Source organism: Erwinia typographi (assembly GCF_000773975.1).
In the GTDB taxonomy this organism is placed as follows: Bacteria; Pseudomonadota; Gammaproteobacteria; order Enterobacterales; family Enterobacteriaceae; genus Erwinia; species Erwinia typographi.
Window position 1 is genome coordinate 31,476 of sequence record NZ_JRUQ01000018.1, and the last position, 22,950, is coordinate 54,425.

Annotated in this window: 22 protein-coding genes, 4 tRNA genes and 1 pseudogene; 11 read left to right on the forward strand and 16 right to left on the reverse strand. The window is 57.0% G+C overall.

Annotated elements, in window-relative coordinates; genetic code table 11:
• The first annotated feature begins 117 nt into the window (after positions 1–117).
• From rsmC to NG99_RS04180, 4 genes are all read left to right on the forward strand, one after another.
• Positions 118–1,152, forward strand: a complete 1,035-nt coding sequence (gene rsmC / locus NG99_RS04165; RefSeq protein WP_034888720.1) for a 16S rRNA (guanine(1207)-N(2))-methyltransferase RsmC — start codon at positions 118–120, stop codon at positions 1,150–1,152.
• A gap of 188 nt (positions 1,153–1,340) precedes the next feature.
• Positions 1,341–1,427 (forward strand) — tRNA-Leu (locus NG99_RS04170).
• Positions 1,428–1,459: 32 nt separating this feature from the next.
• Positions 1,460–1,546, forward strand: a tRNA-Leu gene (locus NG99_RS04175).
• 40 nt (positions 1,547–1,586) lie between these two features.
• Positions 1,587–1,673: transfer RNA gene (locus tag NG99_RS04180), tRNA-Leu, on the forward strand.
• 131 nt (positions 1,674–1,804) lie between these two features.
• Here NG99_RS04180 and NG99_RS04185 read toward each other — a convergent pair.
• Positions 1,805–2,089 (reverse strand): DUF1435 domain-containing protein, encoded by a 285-nt coding sequence (locus NG99_RS04185; protein ID WP_034888722.1) that lies wholly within the window; start codon positions 2,087–2,089, stop codon positions 1,805–1,807.
• A gap of 258 nt (positions 2,090–2,347) precedes the next feature.
• Here NG99_RS04185 and NG99_RS04190 point away from each other — a divergent pair, with 258 nt between their 5' ends.
• The 3 genes from NG99_RS04190 to NG99_RS04200 all read left to right on the forward strand — a co-directional run bounded on the left by NG99_RS04190 (position 2,348) and on the right by NG99_RS04200 (position 5,266).
• On the forward strand, positions 2,348–3,448 hold the full coding sequence (locus NG99_RS04190; protein ID WP_034888725.1) for a GGDEF domain-containing protein: 1,101 nt from the start codon (positions 2,348–2,350) through the stop codon (positions 3,446–3,448).
• A gap of 483 nt (positions 3,449–3,931) precedes the next feature.
• Positions 3,932–4,726: a siderophore-iron reductase FhuF gene (gene fhuF, locus NG99_RS04195; RefSeq protein ID WP_034888727.1), complete on the forward strand. Its 795-nt coding sequence runs from the start codon at positions 3,932–3,934 to the stop codon at positions 4,724–4,726.
• Between the two features lie 72 nt (positions 4,727–4,798).
• Positions 4,799–5,266 carry a YbaK/EbsC family protein gene (locus NG99_RS04200; protein WP_034888729.1) on the forward strand — a complete coding sequence of 156 codons (468 nt, stop codon included), beginning with the start codon at positions 4,799–4,801 and terminating at the stop codon, positions 5,264–5,266.
• Positions 5,267–5,315: 49 nt separating this feature from the next.
• Here the strand turns inward: NG99_RS04200 and NG99_RS04205 are convergent, their stop codons facing one another.
• From NG99_RS04205 to NG99_RS04240, 8 genes are all read right to left on the reverse strand, one after another.
• Positions 5,316–6,545: an MFS transporter gene (locus NG99_RS04205; protein ID WP_034888733.1), complete on the reverse strand. Its 1,230-nt coding sequence runs from the start codon at positions 6,543–6,545 to the stop codon at positions 5,316–5,318.
• Positions 6,546–6,702: 157 nt separating this feature from the next.
• On the reverse strand, positions 6,703–7,452 hold the full coding sequence (locus NG99_RS04210; RefSeq protein WP_034888735.1) for an anti-sigma factor family protein: 750 nt from the start codon (positions 7,450–7,452) through the stop codon (positions 6,703–6,705).
• Positions 7,449–7,961, reverse strand: coding sequence for an RNA polymerase sigma factor (locus tag NG99_RS04215; protein WP_232298164.1), 513 nt, complete (start codon positions 7,959–7,961; stop codon positions 7,449–7,451). The genes NG99_RS04210 and NG99_RS04215 overlap by 4 nt, the downstream gene beginning before the upstream one ends.
• A complete protein-coding gene (locus NG99_RS04220) occupies positions 7,962–8,504 on the reverse strand; it encodes a cytochrome b (protein WP_034888737.1) in 543 nt (180 codons plus the stop codon).
• The gene (locus NG99_RS04225; RefSeq protein WP_034888739.1) at positions 8,501–9,556 is read right to left on the reverse strand and encodes a catalase family peroxidase; all 1,056 of its coding nucleotides are present in this window, start codon (positions 9,554–9,556) and stop codon (positions 8,501–8,503) included. The genes NG99_RS04220 and NG99_RS04225 overlap by 4 nt, the downstream gene beginning before the upstream one ends.
• Positions 9,557–9,660: 104 nt before the next feature.
• On the reverse strand, positions 9,661–10,638 hold the full coding sequence (locus NG99_RS04230; protein ID WP_034888741.1) for a nucleoside hydrolase: 978 nt from the start codon (positions 10,636–10,638) through the stop codon (positions 9,661–9,663).
• Between the two features lie 15 nt (positions 10,639–10,653).
• On the reverse strand, positions 10,654–11,685 hold the full coding sequence (locus NG99_RS04235) for a LacI family DNA-binding transcriptional regulator (RefSeq protein ID WP_034888743.1): 1,032 nt from the start codon (positions 11,683–11,685) through the stop codon (positions 10,654–10,656).
• A 57-nt stretch (positions 11,686–11,742) separates the two neighbouring features.
• On the reverse strand, positions 11,743–13,134 hold the full coding sequence (locus NG99_RS04240; protein ID WP_034888745.1) for an MFS transporter: 1,392 nt from the start codon (positions 13,132–13,134) through the stop codon (positions 11,743–11,745).
• A 599-nt stretch (positions 13,135–13,733) separates the two neighbouring features.
• Here NG99_RS04240 and NG99_RS04245 point away from each other — a divergent pair.
• Positions 13,734–14,303, forward strand: a complete 570-nt coding sequence (locus NG99_RS04245) for a histidine phosphatase family protein (protein WP_034888747.1) — start codon at positions 13,734–13,736, stop codon at positions 14,301–14,303.
• Here NG99_RS04245 and NG99_RS04250 read toward each other — a convergent pair.
• A complete protein-coding gene (locus NG99_RS04250) occupies positions 14,281–15,195 on the reverse strand; it encodes a LysR family transcriptional regulator (protein WP_034888749.1) in 915 nt (304 codons plus the stop codon). The genes NG99_RS04245 and NG99_RS04250 overlap by 23 nt on opposite strands.
• Before the next feature lie 92 nt (positions 15,196–15,287).
• Here NG99_RS04250 and NG99_RS04255 point away from each other — a divergent pair.
• Positions 15,288–16,103: pseudogene (locus NG99_RS04255) on the forward strand (SDR family oxidoreductase).
• A 75-nt stretch (positions 16,104–16,178) separates the two neighbouring features.
• Here the strand turns inward: NG99_RS04255 and NG99_RS04260 are convergent.
• Positions 16,179–16,778, reverse strand: a complete 600-nt coding sequence (locus NG99_RS04260) for a TetR/AcrR family transcriptional regulator (RefSeq protein WP_034888751.1) — start codon at positions 16,776–16,778, stop codon at positions 16,179–16,181.
• A gap of 252 nt (positions 16,779–17,030) precedes the next feature.
• On the opposite strand from NG99_RS04260, the gene NG99_RS04265 reads away from it, so the two are divergent.
• Complete coding sequence (locus NG99_RS04265) at positions 17,031–17,828, forward strand: SDR family NAD(P)-dependent oxidoreductase (protein ID WP_034888753.1); 798 nt, start codon at positions 17,031–17,033, stop codon at positions 17,826–17,828.
• Positions 17,829–18,083: 255 nt separating this feature from the next.
• A tRNA-Ile gene (locus NG99_RS04270) sits at positions 18,084–18,160 on the forward strand.
• 177 nt (positions 18,161–18,337) lie between these two features.
• Here NG99_RS04270 and NG99_RS27960 read toward each other — a convergent pair.
• Genes NG99_RS27960 through NG99_RS27965 form a run of 5 tightly spaced genes read right to left on the reverse strand, consistent with a single transcriptional unit; the run spans position 18,338 to position 22,937 of the window.
• Complete coding sequence (locus NG99_RS27960) at positions 18,338–18,556, reverse strand: ogr/Delta-like zinc finger family protein (RefSeq protein WP_072017530.1); 219 nt, start codon at positions 18,554–18,556, stop codon at positions 18,338–18,340.
• Positions 18,557–18,615: 59 nt separating this feature from the next.
• Positions 18,616–19,698 carry a phage late control D family protein gene (locus NG99_RS04275; protein ID WP_034888755.1) on the reverse strand — a complete coding sequence of 361 codons (1,083 nt, stop codon included), beginning with the start codon at positions 19,696–19,698 and terminating at the stop codon, positions 18,616–18,618.
• Positions 19,695–20,180, reverse strand: a complete 486-nt coding sequence (locus NG99_RS04280) for a phage tail protein (protein ID WP_034888756.1) — start codon at positions 20,178–20,180, stop codon at positions 19,695–19,697. Before NG99_RS04280 ends, NG99_RS04275 begins: the two co-directional genes overlap by 4 nt.
• Positions 20,177–22,822, reverse strand: coding sequence for a phage tail tape measure protein (locus NG99_RS04285; RefSeq protein ID WP_034888949.1), 2,646 nt, complete (start codon positions 22,820–22,822; stop codon positions 20,177–20,179). Before NG99_RS04285 ends, NG99_RS04280 begins: the two co-directional genes overlap by 4 nt.
• Complete coding sequence (locus tag NG99_RS27965) at positions 22,815–22,937, reverse strand: GpE family phage tail protein (protein ID WP_072017531.1); 123 nt, start codon at positions 22,935–22,937, stop codon at positions 22,815–22,817. Before NG99_RS27965 ends, NG99_RS04285 begins: the two co-directional genes overlap by 8 nt.
• Between the last annotated feature and the right edge of the window lie 13 nt (positions 22,938–22,950).

A 22,950-nucleotide genomic window follows, 5' to 3' on the forward strand; every position in this document is an offset into this window, starting at 1 on the left:
CACATCCGCCGCCCCTGAACCCGCGATGAGCAGAGAAATTCCGCGTTCCCCTCAGGCTTTGCTGCAACTCTGGCTAATTTGGGTATAATCGCCGCTCTGATTCGTGAGGAGCCACCGATGTCTGCTTTTAGCCCGGCCAGTGAAGTGATACTGCGCCACAGTGATGAATTTACTCAACGCCGCGTCCTGTTTGCTGGCGATTTGCAGGATGACCTGCCCGCTCAGTTAGACACCGTTTTGAGTCGGGTGCATACCCAACAATATCATCACTGGCAGATCCTGAGCCGTGCGCTGGGAGACCGCGCCCAGTTCGGCCTGGTGGCGACGGCTGAGAGCGTTGCCGAATGCGACACGCTGATCTATTTCTGGCCGAAGAACAAGCCGGAAGCCCAGTTCCAGCTTGAAAACCTGCTGTCGCTGCTGCCGCTGGGAAGCGATTTGTTCGTGGTAGGCGAAAACCGCAGCGGCGTCCGCAGCGCGGAGCAGATGACGGAAGCCTGGGCGAAGCTGACCAAAATTGACAGCGCCCGCCGCTGCGGTCTGTATCACGGCCGCCTCGACGCCCGGCCAACCTTTGACGTGGAAAATTACTGGGATGAGTACCCTCTTGGCAATCTGACGATTAAAACGCTGCCGGGCGTATTCAGCCGCGACGGTCTGGATGCGGGCAGTAATATCCTCCTCAGCACGCTGAAACCGCATATGAAAGGCAAAGTGCTGGACCTCGGCTGCGGCGCTGGCGTGCTTTCCGCGATGCTTGCCAGCTTCTCACCGAAGGTTCGCCTGACGATGACCGACGTCAACGCCGCCGCCGTGGAGGCCAGTAAAGCCACCCTGGCCGCCAACGGACTGGAGGGTGAGGTGTTTGCCAGCAACGTCTATTCCGACGTCAACGGCCGTTACGATATGATTATCTCCAACCCGCCGTTCCACGATGGGATGCAGACCAGTCTGGATGCGGCTCAGACGCTGATCCGGGGCGCCGTGAAGCATCTGAATATGGGCGGCGAGTTGCGCATTGTCGCTAACGCCTTCCTGCCGTATCCACAGGTGCTGGATGAGACCTTTGGCAGCCATGAAGTGCTGGTGCAGAACGGGCGCTTCAAGGTCTATCGCGCCGTATTACAACGCGCGGCGAAAGCTAAGCGCTAATCACTAAAGCGGCGATTTATTCGCCGTTTTTTTTTCGTCAGCAACCGCCTGATTCGTCACCCCGTCCCGCAGAACGTCGCTTTTTGCAGCAATCATGGCAGGGTGGCCAAATAACTGTTGACGTCCATGGGAAAATCTCTAGAATGCGCCTCCGTGGTTGCAATACAGTTTACCTGTGTTGACGGTATGCGAAGGTGGCGGAATTGGTAGACGCGCTAGCTTCAGGTGTTAGTGTCCTTACGGACGTGAGGGTTCAAGTCCCTCTCTTCGCACCATAATCACATTGTTCATATTACGCAGCATCTGCGCGAAGGTGGCGGAATTGGTAGACGCGCTAGCTTCAGGTGTTAGTGTTCTTACGGACGTGAGGGTTCAAGTCCCTCTCTTCGCACCAATGCGGTGATATGAATAAACACTAAAGAGTTCAACACGATGCGAAGGTGGCGGAATTGGTAGACGCGCTAGCTTCAGGTGTTAGTGTTCTTACGGACGTGAGGGTTCAAGTCCCTCTCTTCGCACCACGTTGAACGCACTTCCCTGTTTCACTCCCTGCTGTAACTGTTTTCCCTGACATTCCTGTTAGCCATCCGCAGAATTTCCTTTATCCGCACCCGTTCGTGCTGGTCATGACTTTGCCCTGAAGCTCAATCTTTCAGGACATGCCGAAATTGACCGAGATAGCCGCCATGCCGCCAGCCAGCGCCAGGCAGGAAGGGAGCAGCAGATAATGGCGCAGCCGCTTATGAAAGAGCATCACTACCGTAGCCAGCAATGCAACCACCATCACTGCCCGCCATTCGCTGAACGACAGGTTCATCAGGGTGATGAGCGGCATCAATGCACAGGGGAGCAGCACGCCCCAGGCGCTATCCAGTCGTTTACCCAGCATCCAGCTAACCCCCCAGAGTCCACATGCGGTGATCATTGCTATCAGCATCGCCGTACCCACACCCTTTTAAATGATAATGATTACCAATAGCATATAAGAATATTTATCAATTTGCAGCATTAATTGTTATCCTCTGCTGAAACTTTGTGCTTACTGGTGACACTTACGCGGTTAAGTGTTAAATTGACCGCGATCGCTATTAAGACAATCCAAATAATAACAGACAGAAACTATTTCAGGCACGAAATCATTCGCCACCTGAAGCTACTGGCGTGCACTATTTCAATGCAGTCACGAGTAGAAATAATGAAATTACAAAGCTATGATAAATTGCTTAACAGCAAGCATCGGCTGTCGCTGATGCTCTTTCTTTTTTTAAACACAGCAACCGCGTTATTTTGTTTATGCAGCGTAAATGGAAAAATTACCACATTCCAGTTTTCACCTCCCACCGCTCTCATCGTAATAATGAGCGTAATGATTGTGGCATGGATGCTTTTAAAGCCTTCGGGAAAATTTCCACTATTAAATATCGTGGCATTAATAACCGGTCTGCTCTGGACATGGCAAATTTACCTTAAGTATGAAAAGGTATTTTATTTTGACGGGAGTTTCCTGGTTATCAGCCTGATGAGCGTATTTTTTATCAGCGCCATCGCGCTGGGAGATCATCTGCTGGCCTTTTGCCTGCATACTGTACCGCCTTCTGTGGCCGTACTGGTGCTTGACCGCGGGCACAATACGCTGCTGATCCTGTTCACCGTCGCCCTGCCGCTGATTGGCTATACGTTGCATCACCTGATGCTGCGCCAGCGCGACAGGTTTACCCGGCAACTGATGCGCCAACTGTATGAAGAGAAAGAGACCTATAGCGATCTCAGTATGCTCGACCCGTTAACCGGGCTGTACAACCGACGCGGGTTGAAAAACCGGCTGGATAACATCCTTGAGAATCATGCGGGCAGCCACTTTGTGCTGCTGCTGGATATCGATAACTTCAAGGCCTACAACGACAACTATGGCCATGCCATGGGCGATCAGGCGCTGGCCCGCGTGTCGGTTGCCATCCGTGATGCGGTGCGCTCACGCGACATTGTGACGCGCTATGGCGGCGAGGAGTTTCTGGTACTGATGACCAACGTCAATGAGTCGATTGCCAGAAAGCTTTCCGAGCGGATACGCCAGTACGTGCTTAATCTGGAGATCCCGCACCGTTTTAACGACCGGGTTGCTACCAGCGTTACCGTCAGCGCCGGGTTTGCCCCGCTGCTTGAGGACGATTTTGATGCGGCGCTGGCGAATGCGGACCGCGCGTTGTACCTGGCGAAAAGCCGGGGCCGCAATACGATCCTCTCGTATGAAGATATTGTTAAGAGCAGCCGTAAGCAGTCTGCCGACGCGCTATAACTTCCTCATTGGCCCGCCGATCCGGGCCAATACATTCAGCCCGCTAATAAAACTTACTAATTCAAACGTCTTCCTGTCGGGCTTATTTACGCCGCTCGCGCTCTGCTTACGCGGAGGATTCATTATAAACCTGCATGATTGGAGATTATTTACGGAACGAATAAAGATAAAGTTCTGACGCCGCCTTCATGCATTTAAACCACCGGGTTTTTATTATTCCATCAAGAAGGAATTAATTATCTCACTGCCGCATCATACTTTATGAATTCCCCTCCTTAAAGCAGAATATAAAACAGCCGCTGCCGGTTTATATCAGCAATCTCTATGAGGAAACAGGTTGACATTAAGATAATTTATTGATGCTAACCTCATTGATTTTTTCCTGCTCAGCGCATGATCTGCGGCTTGTGAGTCCGTTTTGGCTCAGATAGAATTAAGAACAATTATCATTTGTTTTTGCAATCAGGTTCACTCTGGGATCTCATGGCTACCCTCGTTCGTCAGGCAGTTAAGTATGGTTCACACCCACTGATTTTTTTGCAGAGCAATCGTTCGCTGGCGGCATCGCTCCGCGCTCTGTTCAGTGAGCATCGTGCTTATTTCCTCGACAGCGTAAAGCTGGGCGAAGAGGCGCCAGCAGGCTGTATGACGCTGGAACGCTGGGCCACGCCGGAGAACTTCAAGCGCCTTAACGCGCGATACGGTGATTTTATCTACCGTGAGCACGCCGGGATGTCGCGTGAATATAAACCGCTGCACTCCCTCTGGGCGCAGTGGTACTTTGGCCTGATCCTGCCGCCAATGATGATGGCACTGCTGCTTGAAGAGCGTGCTTTAGACTGTTCTGCTGAGCATTGTCACGTCGACTTCCACGAAACCGGCCGTCCGGCCACCTTCTGGTTTGATATCCGTGAGGATCAACAGGCGCGCTATCTCAGTCCGCGTCGCCGTATGGACCGCCTGATCCAACAGCATCTGATCCCGGTAGTGAGCGGCATAGAGCGACACGGGGAGATCAATGGCAAGCTGATTTGGAGCAATACCGGCTTCGCGGTGTTCTGGTTCCTCGGCGAGATTGCTCCCCTGCTCGGCAAGTCGTTACATGCTGAGCTGGAACACGCGTTTTTCTTCTCCCGCACCCTGCTCGACGGCTCGGAAAATCCTTTCTATCGCACCATGTTACCGCGTGAAGGCGAGATGCAGCGGCGCACCTGCTGCCAGCGCTATCGCCTGCCTGACGTCCAGCGTTGCGGAAACTGCACGCTAAAACCACGCTGATATCTCGCCTTTCCGTTTACAGCCAGCCTGCTCTGTGGCAAGTTTATGCGCTTCGTGATAAGGGAGATAAGCATGAGCCTGGAGTCTGTACGGCAATTTTTTGCCGAGCGCGCCCCTGAAATTGAGATTATTGAGCTGGCTGAAAGCACAGCGACGGTCGCGCTGGCGGCGCAGGCCCACCATGTTGAGCCTGGTCAGATTGCCAAAACCCTGTCGCTGAAGGTAAAAGATAGGGTGGTGCTGATCGTAACTCGCGGCGATGCCCGCCTGGATAACCGCAAGCTGAAGGCCACGCTGGGCGCCAAAGCACGTATGCTAAGCACGGATGAAGTGGTGAACTGGACCGGTCACCCGGTCGGCGGCGTCTGCCCTTTCGGCCTGGAAACGCCTTTGCAGGTGCTGTGTGACGTCTCGCTAAGACATTATGCTGAAGTCCTGCCCGCCGCAGGTTCGATTAACAGCGCCGTGCGCATCGCGCCTGAAACCCTGGCCAGGCTGGCCGAAGCCAGCTGGGTCGACGTCTGCGAAGTCCCTGCCTGAGCATAAAAAAAGGGCGGCTCTACCGAACCGCCCTGCTGAAGCCTGCGCGCTAACGAGGCTGCTCGCTTATTTTTCCGGGGGAAGAAGAGATCTCCACGCCCCTGGTTTCCCTGCCGAACGCGACAAACAGACAGATCAGCACCGCCACCGTTCCGGCGACACTCGCCATCGCTAAGCCGTAGTTGTTGCCGTGCGCTTCGGCAATCGAGGATTGCAGCGTGGCGTTCACGGAAGCAATCAGGTTACCAAGTTGGTAAACGAAGCCCGGCAGCACCGCACGCGTATTGGCGGGCACCAACTCGGTCAGGTAGGTTGGCACCACGCCCCACGCGCCCTGTACCATAAACTGCATCAGGAACGCGCCCAGCCCAATCATCACCGAACCGGTTGAAAACGCCCACAGCGGGATCACCGGCAGCGCCAGGAAGGCGGCAATCATCATCGCTTTCTTACGGCCTATTTTCTCCGACAGCGTGCCAAAGAACACGCCACCCAGCATCGCCGCAATGTTGTAACAGATGGCGATGATGCTTACGGTGTGCGGATCGAATCCATGCTGTACCTTCAGGAAGGTCGGATACAAATCCTGCGTACCGTGGCTGAAGAAGTTAAAGCAGGCCATCAGCAGCACCAGATAGAGGCAGAGCTTCCAGTGGCTGCGCAGTACCGGCATCAGCGCGGTACTCTCTTTTCGCTCGCGGGCCGCCAGCCAGACTGGCGACTCAGGGACTTTGAAGTAAATAAACGGCAGCAGCAGCACCGGCAGCGCGCCAATCAGGAACATGCCCCGCCATCCTACCGTGCTGTAGAACAGCCCAAAGACGATCGAGGCCAGCAGGTAGCCGCACGGATAGCCGGCCTGGAATATTCCCGACATCAGCCCGCGCGAACGATCGGGGATCGTTTCCATCGCCAGCGACGAGGCAACGCCCCAGACGCCCCCCATCGCAATGCCATAAATCACCCGGAAGGCCATAAAAGTACCGAGCGTGGGCGACCATGCCGATAAAAGCTCGAAAATGGAAAACATCAGGATGTTGATCATCAGCACCGGTCGGCGGCCGAACTTTTCAGCCAGGCGGCCAAAGAGCAGCGCGCCTACCGGCCGTACGGCCAGCGTCAACATGATCGACAGCGAGACGTGCGAAATTTCAGTGTGGAAATTAGAGGCGATATCACTCAACACGAAGACCAGTATAAAGAAGTCAAACGCGTCCAGCGTCCAGCTGGCAAAGCTGGCGAAAGCCACATTGCGCTGGGTCGAGGTCCAGTTGAACATAGGGTTATCCTGTCTTGCCGCGATCGGCGCCCGGATACCGGGCGAGAAAATGTTAACTATTTGTTTATAGCATGTAAGCAAATAGCGATCTTCGCGTCTTTGTCAGCGCTGGATTCAGGCTGTAAACGGGGGTTACAATTCATTACCAGGCGAATAATTAGCTGGTTGATTGCCTGATAGCCTGGCGCATAGTATCGACCTCGCTGGCGTCGGAAGGGGTAACCAGCGCATAGTTATAGTGATTATCGCTCCAGTACTGCGCCATTAAATCGCTGGCCCGACGCTCACCGTGAGGCAGCCTGACAGGCTCAACAGGACGAATATACCAGGCCACGCGAATACCGTGTGGGTTCTGATACATCACCAGCGCCGCAGGGCCATTATTAGTCGCCATCAGCCTGGCGCCCAGCAGTCGGTAGCCAAACTGTTCAAGATTGGGCGGCAGCGTGCCGTTGATAAAATAGCGCTGCACCCAGGAAGCCAGCTCGCCGTGCCCGGCGGAAACCACGTCCAGATTCGCCAGGGAACCGGTGCCGAACAGTTTGTAGGCCTGCACCGCATCCTCCATCGGTAATTGTCTCTGCGCTATCTGCACATCCTTCAGCTTCCAACCCGACCAGCCGCCGAGGCTGAGCGTCAGCACCAGCGCGCAGGCTGCCGCCACTCTCCACTGGCGCTGCTGGCGCACGCGCCGACGCAGCTGAACCGGCTCCGGCGTTTCCATCGGCAAAGCGTGCTGTTGCATCGCCAGGCGAAGCTGACGGGCATCCTGCCGCCACCCTTCAACCTCCGCCGCCGCCTGAGGATTTTCCGCCAGCCAGCGCTCCACCCGACGAGAGATTTCCTCGTCAGCCTGGCCATCCAGCCACGCGTGTAGCTCCTGTTCTTCAGGTTGCTGGCCCTTCATTTCAGTCTCCTTAATGCGACGGAAGGCTGCCCTTCCAGGTGGTGGTGCAGCTGTTTACGGGCTCGTGAAAGGCGCGACATTACCGTGCCAATCGGAATATCCAGCGCGGTGGCGGCCTCCTGGTAGCTCATACCCTCAACGCTGACCATCAGCAGCAGCGCCCTGGCATCCGCCGGCAGCCGTGCAAACTGCCGTAGCGTGTCATCGGCAATCGCCAGCGTTTCCGCCGACTCGCTGACGGGTTCCTCCCCGGAAAAAAAGCCCAGAATGCGCTGATAGCGTTTACGTCGCCGCTCGCCGTCAATAAATTGTCGGTAAAGTATGGCGAACAGCCAGGCCCTCAGGCTCTCTTCCCCCCGATAGCCGCCCCAGCGTCCTAACGCTTTCGCCAGGCAGGACTGTACCAGATCCTCCGCACTGTGCGGATTACGGGTCAGCCACAGTGCGAAACGCTGTAAATGAGGCAACATTTCCCGAATCTGTCGATCGCTCAGCGGCGGCATAGCCATTTATCCCCGGCGTTTGGTCCCGGCCATGCTGCTGAACACGCCGTCGCGCAGCATCAGCCCGTGCAGAAGCGCGGCGGCGAGGTGCAGCATCACCATAATAAACAAAACCAGCGCGACCCAGGTATGCAGCGGACGCAGCAGCGCATAGAGATCGTTACTGACTGGCGCAATCGGCGGCAGTATAAATCCGACGCTCAGAGTGACAGGATAGCCTGCCGCAGAGAGCATTGCCCAGCCAATCAGCGGCTGAAGCAGGATCAGCGCATACAGCACCCAGTGCGACAGATGGGCCAGCGCCCGCTGTAGCGGAGCGACGCTTGCAGGCAAGGGAGGCGTGGGCGTTGCGAACCGTACCCACAGGCGTACCAGCACCAACAGAAAAATTGCCGCGCCCAGCGGCTTGTGGATAGCCACCAGTACCGCGTGCATTGAGGAAACGGTGGAAACCATCGCCACGCCGATAAACAGCATGGCCAGGATTGCCGCGGCCATCAGCCAGTGCAGCGCGCGAAGGGCCGGATGAAAATGGGTAACCTGTTTCATAGCTGCTCTCCTGGCTGGCCGTGAGCTTCTTCCTGCGTCCGGCGATTGTATGATTTGGCATAGGCGGCTGAACGCGCGTTCAGCAGAGGGTCGTCCGAAGCAGCAATCCCATCCGGCAGGATTAAGGGGTCGTAATTGATATTGTTGCAGGGACCGCCTTCCTGCGGCGCGGCGCGGTTCAGCACCAGCGTTCCGGCATTAATCGTCTGGCGATCGGCGGGCCAGAGCTGGCTGGCGTCGTTACTGCTATCGCCAGGCTGCGCCACGGTAAACACCAGATCCCACTTCAGCGGTCCCTGCGCCAGACGTTTCACCAGATCCTGTTGCAGGAAGTCTTTCTCCTGCTTGTCCTGGTCGGAAATCGGCTGCCAGGCCTGATGCGGCACCATACTCCAGCGCACCAGATGGCTTTGTCCCTGTTTGTCGATCAGGCGGAAAGCATTCAGGCTGTTGTAGCGATCCACCGCCCAGCTCCCGGAAGGAACATACTGTTTTACCCAGGCGCCAAACGCTTTGACTTCCGGATGAGCGGTGGCAAAAGCCAGCATCTTTTTCGGGTCCGGCTTGCCGGTTGCGGGATCGGGCTTAGAGGCTACCAGCTGATCGTAGAAGCCCTCGAGGGTCGCAACCGGGAAGAACGGCATCGCGTTCATTCCTGTGCGCCACTGCTGGCCGGAAGCGGAAGTGAATTGCAGTGCCATACTGCGGATGGGTACGGCGTAGTCCGGCGCGCCAGGGTTGCCGCCAGCGATGGCAAAGCGACCGGTTACGGGCGTGTTTCCTGGCGCAAAAACCGACGCTTTCGAAAGCGAGGCGACGTTGCCATTCGCTTCAAACTCGCCCATCACGCACAGGCCCTTGGCATGATTGCGCCGGAAGCCGGGTTTTTCCCCCGGCCCCTGCTGTAGCGTGTTAACCAGTTTTTCAGCGGAAAGACGTTGCGGAGTCAGCCAGCCGCCCGCCCACAGAAATAGCAGCGCCAGCAGCAGGGGAATGCCGCCCACCAGCGCAAGGCGCATTAGTCGTGAAAGAGGTGCCGTGGATTGGGTCATCGTTATTGCTCACAAGTTTAGCCAATGAACAGATAAAACGAACCAGCAGCGGCTTTATTCCCTCAGTACCCATTATTTTTTTCGGCGTCGTCGCCAGTGGCCATTTAGTTCGCGAGCGCGTTTTCCAGCATCGCGATCAGCAAACGATTATCCACCGTTTGCAGTACGTGGACCAACCCGCCGTCCGGCTCACCAATCCCCACGTCAACCCGCAGCGGACGGCGATAGCGCCATGACTTGCCGCGCGTCATCCCCGGCCTCAGCTCGACATCTACGTAGTAATCAGCCGCCGTCGCCACCTGCTGATTCAGCAGCCACGCAATGACCAGCGCATCGTGAACCCAGCAGCCAGGAAGTTTTCGGGTTTGAATGGAGTAGTCCATCCACGGCCTGAGCGTTTCACTAACAAACCGCGCCAGCGGCGTGTCCAGCTTCGCAATCCGATCAAGATCGCTGTGGGTCATCAGCGTCCTGGTGGTGACGTCCATCGGCACCAGCGTGATGCTCGCTCCGCTGGTCAGCACCTTGTGCGCCGCCTCAGGATCCAGACCAAAGTTGGTGTCCTTAATATAGTCGTCCAGCGCAAAGACGCCGCCCATAATAGCGATCTCCTGCACCGCTTCCACCATCTCCGGGTAGCGCTCCATTGCCAGCGCTACGTTGGTCAACGGACCAATCGCCACCAGCGTTATCTCCCCTGGATTGGCGCAAATCAGCCTGCCGATCGCGTCAGCGGCCTCTTCTTCTGGCGCAGGAAAAACCGTTGGCTGACGGACGCCCTGCCATAAATGGGCGAGCTTTGTCTCATAAACCCGTGAGTCCAGCGCCTTTCGCCACGGTTCTGCTGGCTCTTCCAGTGCGCGATCGGCCCCCTTGAGCACCGGTATGGATAGCCCCAGCCGCTCGACTAAACTTTTCGCTACGTTAAATCCCTGCTGACTGGGCGTGTTACCAGCCACCGTGGTGATCAGCTCAAGCGAGAGGCCAGGCGATCCCAACACCAGCGCAAGTGCCAGACCGTCATCGACGTTGGCGCCTGGGATGCCGTTGCCCGGATCACAATCAACGATCACTCTTTTCATATTGTTATTATCTTTTTACCCGGCGTTACGGCTGCGATGCAGCGCACAGCCGCAGGATTCACCTATTTCCAACTGATGCGCAAACTCACTGAGCTGCGCCTCACCCTGCGGGGCGGTCAGCATTGCGATGGCCCTTTTCGCCATTTCCCGTACCGGCTGACGCACGGTCGTTAATGAAGGGACATGAAACGCTGACTGTTCCGTTCCGTTAAAACAAACCAGCGCCACCTGCTCTGGCACGCTGATGTGGTGCTCCGCCAGCGCACGAATGCAGCCGATGGCCTGAGTTTCATTGCTGGCAAACAGAGCGCGAGGCAAGGCGCCATTTTTCAGCATCTGCATCGCCGCATCAAAGCCGCCTTCGCGGCTGTAGGCCGCGGGGAAAATCCATTCTGGCCGCTCAACCACGCCAAAATCTACCAGCGCCTGACGCCAGCCCGCGAGACGTTCCTGAGTGTTTAACCGCTCCAGCGGACCGCAGATCATCCCCACCTCCTGGTAGCCGTGGCTCAGCAGATGCGTCGTCACCTGATGGGCAGCCTTTCGCTCATCAACCCGCAAAATATTCACGTTCAGACTGGGATCGACGCGATCGAGCATCACCAGCGGCGTGCCGCTGGCCTGGATCAGATCGATGTAGGGATGGCGGTCAACGCTGGTATAAAACAGTCCGTCAACCTGCTGGCTCAACAGCGTATTAATCAGCTCCAGCTCGCGTTTGCGGCTGTCGCCGGCGTCTCCCAGCAGCATGACCATACCGTTGCTTAGCGCCTCTTGCTGTAGAGCGTGGGCAAAAGAGGCGATAAACGCGTTGGAAATATTGGGGACTACCAGGCCATAGGTTTTGCTGGTGCCAGAAGCCAGCGCTCTGGCAACGCTGTTTGGCCGGTAGCCGGTTTTCTTCACCGCTTCCAGCACGCGAAGCCGGGTCGCCTCGGCAACCGGCCTCGGCCCGTTATTGATCACATAGCTCACCACCGCGACCGAGGTACCGGCTTCTCTGGCCACATCTTTTCGGGTGGCGCGATTAAGCGTGTTTTTAGTCAATGTTTTGCCTTATCCGCTGGCAAACCGCTGAGCCGCCAACGGTTTGCCTTACGCCGGTCAGATAGCATCGTCCGGGTCATTAAGATCGCGCCCTCGGGTTTCCGGGGCGACAAACGTGGTCAGGAAGCCAATCGCCGCCATCACGGCAAAATAAGTGGCAATCGGCCACCAGTGGCCGGTCCAGGAGAGCAGCGCGGCTGCGACCAGAGGAGCCGTGCCGCCGGAAAGGATTGAGCCCAGCTCTTTCGCCGTCGCCATTTTAGTGTAGCGATGATGTACGCCGAACAACTCTACTCCCCAGGCCGCCTGCACGCCAAAAATCCCGAGCGAAGCCAGCCCCATACCGACAACAATAGTGGCAATGACAATGGCAGGTTCCCGTGAATCCAGTAGCATAAAGGCCGGAAACGCGTAGAGGATCAGCAGCAGGCAGAACCAGCGATAGGTAATCCGACGACCGAAGCGGTCGGAGAGCCAGCCAGCAAAAGGAATAATCAGGAAGCCCAGCAGCGAGGCAAGAAACACGGCGGTGGTTGCCACGGACTTATCGACCGCCAGTACTTTCACCACGTAGCCGATGATAAACCCCTGCGCCAGATAAGAGGGGCCGTTTTCGCCAATGCGCAGGCCGACCATCACCAGAAAGGCACGGCTGCGCTGCCAGAAGCCGCGAGTCTCTGTCGGCTGCGTCTGTGCGGCCAGCGAGCTTTCACGCAGGGCAAGCACTTCGGCTTTTTTACGTTCAAAGACCGGGGTTTCACGCAGATGACGGCGGATCCACAGCGCCACCAGCGCAATCAGCGAGCTGCAAAGGAAAGGAATGCGCCAGCCCCACTCCTGTAGCGAGTGCTGGTCCATCTGCACCACCGCCAGCCAGACCAGCGAGGCCACCAGCGTACCGCTGTTAGAGCCCAAAGCGATAATCGAAGAGACCAGCCCGCGTTTTTCTGCCGGTGCGTATTCACCCAGCATCACCGTGCCGCCTGAAAGTTCTGCTCCCGCGCCAAAGCCCTGGCTGAAGCGCAGCATCACCAGGCAGGCTGGCGCCCAGAGCCCGATCGAGGCATAGCTGGGGATTGCGCCGATCAGCGTAGTGGATGCGCCCATCAGGATAATGGTTGAGATCATCACCGTCTTACGGCCTTTACGATCGCCCAGCCAGCCGAAGAACAGCGCGCCAATCGGTCGGGCAATAAAACCTACGGACCAGGTGGCAAAGCTGGAGAGGAGAGCCATCGCCGGAGTGGCTTCCGGAAAGAAAACATCGCCAAAGATAATACCTGCCGCCAGACCATAGAGAGCGAAGTCCGCATATTCCATGGCTGTACCCAGCCAGCAGGAGAGGGTTGCCCGCCAAAAATCTTTGCGCCCTTCCGGGGTGGTCAGGCGTTCATCCGCCGCAGATGCGGCAACTGAAGCCTCTTGCTGACTACGTTGAAGAGTGGACATGAAAATTCCCTGATGTGCAGATTACTGGTTTGCCTTCCCTGGCGAGTCCTGAGAGTCAGGAAAAATTCGCCAGCGAGGACGCGCTTTTGCTAAGCCGTGGTGAAAGGTCGGTAACAGGCTCCCTGGTGTTGGGGAATAAGTTTTTCGTTTCCTGCTGATGGCTGGTTTCAGATAACCAATCGCGTTAATAGCGTGAAACAAAATGACCTTCACTGGGCGGACAGGCATCAGGCACCGTGAATTTTGACTGCGAACCCATTGTATCTACGCGCGTAGATAAAGCAAGAGATCGCCATCAATAAAGTAGAGTCACTTCACATTACCTGATGTCGCCACAACATAAAAATCAACAAATACAATCAGATGAAATTAAAAAAATACCAGGCGATTATTTATCGAGCGGAAAATCAACGAATTACCTTCACTAACGTTTAATTTTCACTCGACGCCGACTGGCTCCATCGGGGGCAGTGTAAACAGCGTTTTGTTGCAGCAAGATGACCCGGCGATAATGTTGGGCAAATCTTAAAAAGAAGCGGCCTGTTGTCTTGAGAAGAGCAGCGGCTTACCCTTAAGTAAAATTATGCTGAGAGAAGGCCATGGCGATAATCCTGATGCGTCACGGAAAACCTGACTACGCCAGCGGTTCACGCTTGCCTGCGCTGGCCATGACGGCCTGGTGTGAGGCTTACGATCTGTCGAACGTGCAGGACAGTCCTCCAGAGAGAAGCGTGCGGGTGGCGGCAATGGCTGACTATGTGGTCACCAGCCCGCTTCCCCGCGCCCGCTCATCGCTGGAGAAGCTGGGGCTGGAACCTGCCTGCGTCGACGCCTTATTCAGCGAAGTCTCTTTACCGATTATGCGCGTCACCACGCCTAATCTGCCGCCATCGCTATGGCTTTCGCTGCTGCGGCTGATGTGGCTTTGCGGCTATGCGGGTTCGGTAGAGTCCTTTCATCAGGCGGAGCTACGAGCAGAGCAGGCAGCCGACCGGCTGATTTTGTTTTCCCAGTACGGTAACGTTCTGCTACTGGGCCACGGCATCATGAATAAAATGATCGCCCGCCATCTGCGCAAAGAGGGCTGGCTGGCCGAGAAGCACGCCAGCAGCCGCCACTGGAGCGCCGCCATCTACCATCCCCCCGTTATTCCTCCCGGCCAGCCGTAACGCCCGGCAATTTCATCACCTCAATAAATGCTCTTAGCGCGGCGGGGACGTGGCGGTGACCAGGATAGTAGAGCGCCAGGCCCGGCGAGGGCGGGCTCCACTCTTCCAGCAGTTGCTGCAATTTTCCGCGGCGCAGCCAGGGAAGCGCCACGCTGTCCGGCATATAGGCAATCCCCAGCCCATCCGCTGCGGTTTCTGCCATCAGCTCAAGGTGATCCAGCATCAGCGCCCCTTTCACCTCAATATGTCGCTCCACGCCGCGCCGTGAGAACTCCCAGCGATAAAGTTTGCCGCTTGGCAGGCGAAAACGAATGCACTGGTGGCGCAGCAGATCGTCCGGCGTAGCCGGTTGCCCATACCGCGCGACGTACGCTGGAGATGCCACGGCGATAAATCGCAGCTCGCCGCCAAACGGCACCGCAACCATATCCTGCGGGATATCCTCCAGCAGGCGGACTCCGGCATCAAACTGTTCGCTAACGATATCGATCAGCCTGCCTTCGGTGACTAAATCCAGCGAAATCGCCGGATAGCGTTGTAAAAATATCGGCACAACCTGCTGCAAGAGCTGGCGGGCGGCCCCTTCGCTCGCGTTGATGCGCAGGGTTCCGGCTGGCTGCTGGCGAAACTGCTCTACCGAACTGAGCGCGTGATCCAGTCCCTGTAGAACGGGCCGAAGCTGTCTGAGCAACCGCTCGCCAGCTTCGGTTGTGGATACGCTGCGAGTCGTGCGGTGCAGCAGGCGTACGCCCATCTTCTCCTCCAGCGTCCTCAGCATATGGCTGAGGGTTGAGGGGGATAATCCAAGCTCGTCGGCAGCCTGGCGGAAGCTGCGGCGGGTAGCAACCAGCACGAAGGCATTCAGCGCGGTCAAATCGGGCTTATTATTCATGGGATATTTTCACCAACTCATGCGTAATTAGACGGATAGTAGCATCAATCCGTCAGGTGTAAGGTTCTCACACACCCCAAAAGGAGAACCTTATGTCCAGAACCTGGTTTATTACCGGCACCTCATCCGGCTTCGGCCTGGAAATGACAGAACGCCTGCTGGAACGCGGCGACCGCGTAGCGGCAACCTTGCGCAAGCCGTCCGTGCTGGAGGGACTGAAGACCCGCTATGGTGAACAGCTGTAGCTGGCACAGCTTGATGTTACCGATGCCGGAAATGTGCGGGAGGTGATTGACCGCGCCTTTGCCGAGCTGGGACGCATTGACGTTGTAGTCAGCAATGCTGGCTACGGCCTTGCCGGGGCTGCTGAAGAGCTGTCCGATGCGCAGATCTCCCGTCAGTTAACGACTAACGTGCTGGGCTCGATTCAGGTTATCCGTGCCGCGCTTCCGCACCTTCGCCAACAGGGCGGCGGCCGTATCCTTCAGCTTTCCTCCATGGGGGGGCAGATAACTTTCCCAGGGTTGAGCCTGTATCACACCAGCAAGTTCGCGATGGAAGGCTTTGTGGAGACGGTCGCGCAGGAAGTAGCGGGCTTTAATATAGAGTTTACGCTGGTTGAGCCGGGCACGGCACAGACTGACTTCACTCGCGGAATGGAACTGGCTGATCCGCACGCGGCCTACGATGACTCCGGCATCCGCCAGTTACTGGAAGGCTGGCCGCAGGTGGGCGACGCGAAAAAAATGGTGCGGGAAATGATCGCGTCAGTCGACCGTTCCCCTGCCCCGCGCAGGCTGACGCTGGGCAGCGATGCTTATACGCTGATCCATGCCGCGCTGACCGAACGCCTGGCTGCTCTCGAAGCCCAAAAGGAGATTGCCCTCTCCACCGATATCAGCGCCTGACCAGCACTTCAGTGAAACCAGCCCCGCCGATCGCCGTTCAGCGGGGCTATCAGGCGCTTTTATCTCAGTGTGCATTTAACTACGCGCGGCCGGAACAAGCCCCAGCCGCTGCTTCAGCTGGCTACGAGAATCTGCCAGTATCCGTTCAGCATGAGCATCATCTGGAACGGCGCGTGCCAGCGCCATCGCACCGATCAGCTCGGCCTGAGCAGAAGAAGCCAGTGCCTGCGGCTGCTCATGACCCATCGCCTCTAAAGAACCGGCGATCACCCGGTGCATATCCTCAATGCCTACGCTAAAACGAGCCCGTGCCTCTTCAGGCAGACGGCAGGCTTCCCCCGATAGCGAAGGCAACGGGCAGTTGAGTTCCGGTGCGTTACGGGCCTCAGTCGAGAGATAAAGATCAATCAGCCGGGATAACCGTTCTGCTCCGTCCGGCAGCGGTGATAACGCCTGTAGCCTTTCGCGCGTTTCGTTAAACATGCGATCCACCCCGTTTGTCACCAGATCGTCACGCGAAGAGAAGTGAGCATAAAAACCGCCGTGTGTCAGCCCTGCCCGCTTCATCAGCGCGGCAACGCCTATTCCCTCCGTTCCGACTATCCGCATCACGGCAGCCGCCTCGTTAAGAATGCGCTGGCGAGTGCGCTCTTTGTGCGTGCTAACTTCTGACATACCACCTCCCAACACCGCTAAACCGCGCTGTGCGCCAACAGAATATGACTATCATAATAATTATTATATCCGTCATATTCAATCTACCTGGCAGCGTTCGTAATTTATCCTACTGAATTAACTAGTAAATTTTAACTTACCGGCCTGTCAAAATGACGTAAAGGCGGAATTTCACTGGCTTGACACAATATATGATGATCATCATATTAAGCGCTGCCGCAAAATGATAACCATCATATTAAGGAGTTCATCATGTCCAGTTCTCAAACGTCTAAGGGCACCGCAGTGATTACCGGCGCTTCCTCAGGTATTGGCGCGGTCTATGCACAACGGCTTGCCGAGCGAGGCTATGATCTGCTGCTGGTTGCCCGCGATACAGACCGGCTGGAAGCGCTGGCAGCAAAGCTTTCCACCGAATGGGGCATTAGTAGTGAAGTTTTGACCGCGGATCTCACCAACCAGCAGGATCTGGCACGCGTTGAACAGCGCTTAAGCCAGGATACGGCGATCTCCCTGCTGCTCAATAATGCAGGCGTGGCTATCGGAGGAGAATTTCTTGACAGCGACATTGACTACGTACAGCGAATGATTGCCCTGAACGTCACCGCCCCAACCCGCCTGGCGTACGCCGCTGGCAACGCGTTCAAATCCCGCCGCGCCGGAACGCTGATTTCGGTTGCTTCGGTTCTGTCGCTGGTCCACGAGAGGTTTAACGGTGCGTATAACAGCACCAAATCCTTTGTATTGACCCTCACCCGCTCGCTGGAAGTATCGCTACAGCCGCACGGCGTGCGCGTTCAGGCCGTTCTGCCTGGCGTCACCCGCACCGAGATTTTCGACCGTGCGGGAGATTCACTGGATAACATCCCCGCCCATATGATTATGGAAGTACACGATCTGGTGGATGCGGCTTTAGCAGGCCTGGATATCGGCGAGAGTGTGACTATCCCTTCGCTGGAAAAAGTAGCCAACTGGCAGGCCTATGATGAGGCCCGCGCAGCATTATTGCCCGACCTGTCGTTGAGCCAGCCCGCTTCCCGCTATCGCTAAGCGGGTAGAAAGGGGCGGTAGTGGGTAAAAGAGGGTCGTTAAGGGGCAAAGGATGCGGCGATAAAGAGTCTTACAGGTTAGTTAATTGCGGTTACTTGTTAAATGGCAGCATTAACCCTGTAAACTTTACTGGTGTGAAGGGGAAAAGGTTGCAATTCAAACAGTTCAGTCCTTCGGCATAACGCCTGGAAAACAGCCAAACGGACGATAACTGCTGGATTGCCCTCCTAAGTTCCATTATAATCCTGCGCCTCAGGCCCCTTAGCTCAGTTGGTTAGAGCACGCGACTCATAATCGCTTGGTCACTGGTTCAAGTCCAGTAGGGGCCACCAGATTTTACCTGTCAAATCAGGAGATTAAGCCACCTTTCATGAGGTGGCTTTTTTGTTTCTGGTTATCAGTGTCGCAAAAGTGTCGCACGGTTTTTCCCTCCTGCGACACTCTCTTTCAAATGCCATAAAATTTGGGCATAAAAAAACCCGCCTAAGCGGGCCGTCCATATTTCAAAATCACATCCATAAAGTACCTTGCAAACTGCGATCTGGATGTGGTGGAACAGACTTAACACTACCGGGGGTCATAATTATTTCAGAGACAGTCTCATGCGATTTGAACGTACAACTGCAATTGATGTTCTGGCACTGGTTGTAACGTTCCTTAGTCGTCTCAGATACCTGGAAACTACTCCGTGTATGTGCAGCATTGCCACACAAAGGACAATTCATCATATGTACCTCCCATTTCGCTTTTTTGCGAATCTTACATTAAAAATTAGATTAAAGCTAATTCACTCCATCTCAATACTATTAATTTTCACTTCCAGCTCCATACTCGTGGTAAACCCGCTGTCAGTCAGGCTGTGCGTCAGTGTGGTAATGATCCATTCCGCCGCATCTATCTGCTCCTTGTAGCCGCTGACCTTCACCGGCATTTCCGTATAAAGATCTGCACGCCCCTTCGCCAACTGAATGGAGAAGGACGCCACCCCGCGCTGTAAGCGTTCCCACTGCATTTTTGCAGCACGCTCAGCGTTTGCCCGGCTGGCATAGGTCCGGCTGAGCACCAGCACGTTCTCATCGGTGCCGATCAGATAATCGCCCTGCTTTGCCTCGGGTTCCTTTTTGCTGGCGGTGGATTTGCGCTTACGCTTCACCTTGGTGACTGTCTTTTTCACCGGCTCACGCGTATGCAGCCAACTGGCGATCACGCCGGAATAGGCTTCCCGGTCAGCCAGGCTGAAGCGGTGGCCGTCGCCGTCTTTGCGCTGGATAATCATCACCGGTAGCGCTTTTCCGCTGGCCGTCTTTCCCTGCCCCTGACGGATAAACAGCAGGTTGCCATTCTTCACGCAGGCAATGGCCCCACACTGACGCCCCAGCCTCATCAGAAAACTGGCATCGGATTCATTTGTCTGGTCCAGATGGTCAATCGCCATCTTTGCCACATCATCACCGAGCGCCAGCGTCAGCCCGTGACGGGCCGCAATATCCCGCGCAATGTCGCCCACGGTCATGTTATGCCAGGACTTCTCACGCCGGATGTTCAGCGTTTCACGAAAGTCAGCGCTGCGGGCGCGCAGCATCAGTTTGTCCGGAGAGCCTGAGTGCTCTATCTCATCCACCGTGTAAGTGCCTTTTGGAAAGAGCGTTTGCCCTTCCCAGCCCAGCGCCAGCGTGAGTGCCACCCCACGACGCGGGAGCATCAGCCTGCCATCCGCATCATCCAGCTCGATGTCCAGTTGGTCAGCCTCAAAGCCACGGTTATCCGTCAGGGTCAGGCTGATAAGCCGCTTTTCAATCTTCTGCGTGACGTCCGCGCCCTCCATCGTCAGGCGGAATGCGGGAGTACTGACCGCAGCGTTAACCGTCATGGCAGCAGCCCTCCGATGACAGAAGTCATCTGCCCGGCCGCACCGGCGGCGGCGCTTTTCATTGCTACCAGTTGATCGCTCAGGCTGCCAAACATTTCGCCCAGCGATTCATCCGCACGCTTCAGCGTCAACGTGAATTCAATCCGCCTGCACGCGCCATTACTGAAGAACTCCGCGCGGGTCTGACTGAGACTTTCAATAACAAACATCCCGTAAATCGTCCCGCTCCCTTCAATCAGCGGCCATGCGCGCCCCAGCTCCGCTACCTGCTCCAGCGCAAACAGCGTCAGCCGCCCGCCGGTCATCTCAGGCAGCAGCACGCCGGACAGCGTCACCGTGTCGTTATCAGGACCAAGGAACTGCATGGCCGGGCGCACACCCACACGGCTGTTTGTCGGAAAGCGCCAGCTGCGCTGGTACTGCAACTGCTGGTAAGGCACCGTTTTCAGCATGAAAACAAACAGGCCAAGCGTCATCATCATGAATCAAACCCTCCCCGGTCACTGTATGAACTCCGCGCGCGGGCCTGAGCCTGCCGCTCTTTCTCTGCCAGCCTGCGCATCACTTCCTCCACCACATCCTGTGCGTTCTGCCCCGGTTGCTGATGGACATTAATTTCATATTTACCCTGCATGACAACAACAGGCTGTCCGCTGTCCGCGGCTGTTACTGCGCCGGGTGAGGATTTCACCGGCAGGCTCATCGGATGCACCGGACGGGCGGACGCAGGCGCGGCGGCGGCCCCCAGCGCAATCGCGGCGGCGGCAGCCAGTGAAGTCGTACGACGGCGACTGGTTATAGTGGCAGGTCCGTTCACCAGCTCAGGGCCATTTTCTCCCGCAATGCCAAACCGCCCGGACGGGATCACCCCGCCGCTGTCATACAACCCGGCAAAGCCGGTGGCCGGACCCGGCCCCCTGACGGGTGTCTTTGGCAGCGCAGGCGATGCACTGTCCGGCTTCATCCAGTCCGGCAGGAAGCTGGTCAGGGATGACAGTTTGCTCCTGAGCCCTTCCCACTTCTGGCCGATCCCCGCCATCAGGCCGTCAATCATCTGAGAACCCGCCTCCTGAAAGCGGGCGGGCAGCGCCTGCACATCAGCCACAATCTCATTCCATTTCGTACTGATGTAAGTCCGTATGGCAGCCCAGACGGCACTGACCTTTGCACTGATCCCGCTCCATAATGCGGCAAGCTTCGGCCCCAGCGTGTCCCAGTTCTGCCAGATAAGCAGCGCCCCGGCAGCAATCAGGCCGATCACGGCCAGAATGGGGTTCGCCATCATCAGGCGGCCCAGCCACAGAATGCTGTTACCCGTCAGTCCCAGCGCCCCCCGGATGAGGCTGAATGCGCTGACGGCCTTAATGCCCAGCGCGCCACAGCTCAGACGCAGGACGGCCAGCGGGCCAAGTACGGCAGCGGCAGCCAGCGACAGTGCCCCCACGGCGGTGGCCGCGATGGCAAAGCCCGCGCCAAGTTTAAACAGTCCGGCGGTCAGCTGCGGGTGCTGCTTCGCAAAATTGCCCAGCGACGTGGCAAGACTGCCCAGCCAGTCAGACAGGCGCTTGAGATCGGGCGCAACGGTTTCACCAATGGCGGCCATGGCGTTGGTAAAGGAGCCGGTGGCCGCTTCCCATTTGTTGCCCAGGGTGCCCAGCGAGGCGTTGACCCGCTCACGCAGCGCGGCCTGATTGTCCAGCTTCGCGGCCGTTTCGCGGTAGCCCTCAATGCCTTTGCTGATCATGATGTTCAGCGCCTGCAAAGTTTCCGCATCGTCACCAAAAAGGGTCTTAATAACGGATTGCCTCTTACCGTCGTCGGTGAGGGTCCTGAGCTTAGCCAGCTGCGCATACAGGTTTTCCAGCCCGGCAAACTGGCCCTTTTCATTCTGGAACTTCAGCGTGATCCCCGTGCCCGCCAGCTCATCATTGGCTTTGCCGGTCTTTTTATTATTCAGCGTGGCCTGAAAAATCTTGCGGTAAGCGTTACCGGCTGACTCACCGGCCATGCTGGCCTGATCGGCCATCACCAGCAGCGGCGCGAAGGTTTTCGCAGCGGTTATCCCCTTCTCGTGAATAATGTCCATCGCACTGCCGATTTTGGAAAAGCCCTGCAACATGTTGTCGGCGTCCACACCGGCATAGAACCCCTTCTGAATGATGTCGGTCAGCGCCATCATGTCCTTTTCGCTGGTCTGCGTGGCATCCTGCAACTTTGCCGCAAACTCCGCCGCAGCTGTGGGGGCCATCTTCAGCTGTACGCCGAGGTAAGCCGTGGCTTCGCCCAGCCCGCCCAGAATGGCCTGTGCGCTCATCCCCTGACGCCTGAGCATGGTCATCATGTTCTGAAAGTCCGCCGTGGTGCCGGGCAGCTTGTCGCCCAGGCTGACGGCCAGCCGGTTGATTTTCTCAAACTCCGGCAGCACCTTCGCCCCCGGCCCCATCATGGAGGCAGCCAGCTGCGTGGACGCGTCTTCCGATTCAGAGTACGCCCGCACCGGGGCCAGCATGGTCATGCCGGTTGTCACGCCGGTGGCAACCATGCCCGCGCCGTTACCGGCCAGGCTGTTGCGCATTTCCATCGTCTTATCATGGCGGGTGCGCATAGCACTCAGCTTTTGCTGACGCTCGCCCAACTTACGTAACTGAGCCTGCTGGCGCTCAATGGCCGCGCTGGCCCCGTTCGCATCCGTTCTCAGGCGTCGCTGTGCCGCACTCAGCTGTTTTGTATCGATACCTGCCGCGCTCAGCGCCTCACGCTGCCGCTGCACGGACAGGCGCAGCCCGTTATACGTCTGCTGAAGTTCGCCCGCCCGGCTTCTGGCCTGCGCCAGCAGCTTTGCCTGCTGCGCCGTGGGTTTACTGGTCGCAGCAAACTGCGTCGCCAGCTGCGCGGCCTCATGCCGGGCGGTTGCCAGATTCTTTTCCGTGATGGCAAGCTGGGAGCGGGTTTTACGAAAGCCATCAATACGTCCGGCCTGTTCATTCAGTGACTTCAGGCTGTCTTTGCTGGCCTTAAGCGCGGCGGCCAGCTCCCTGGAGCCAGCCTGCGCATTTCTGAAAGGGCGGGTGATTTTATCCACCGCGTCAAGGACGACCTGCAACCGCAGGCTGGTATCACTCATCGTCACCGGCTCCGTTTCGTCGGACTGCTCTGTGCCGCCATTCAAGCACCTCCGTCAGCGTCATGTTCTCCGTGGCGGAGGGCGGCCAGTGAAATACGGTGGCGATATCCGCCACCAGATCGTCTGTC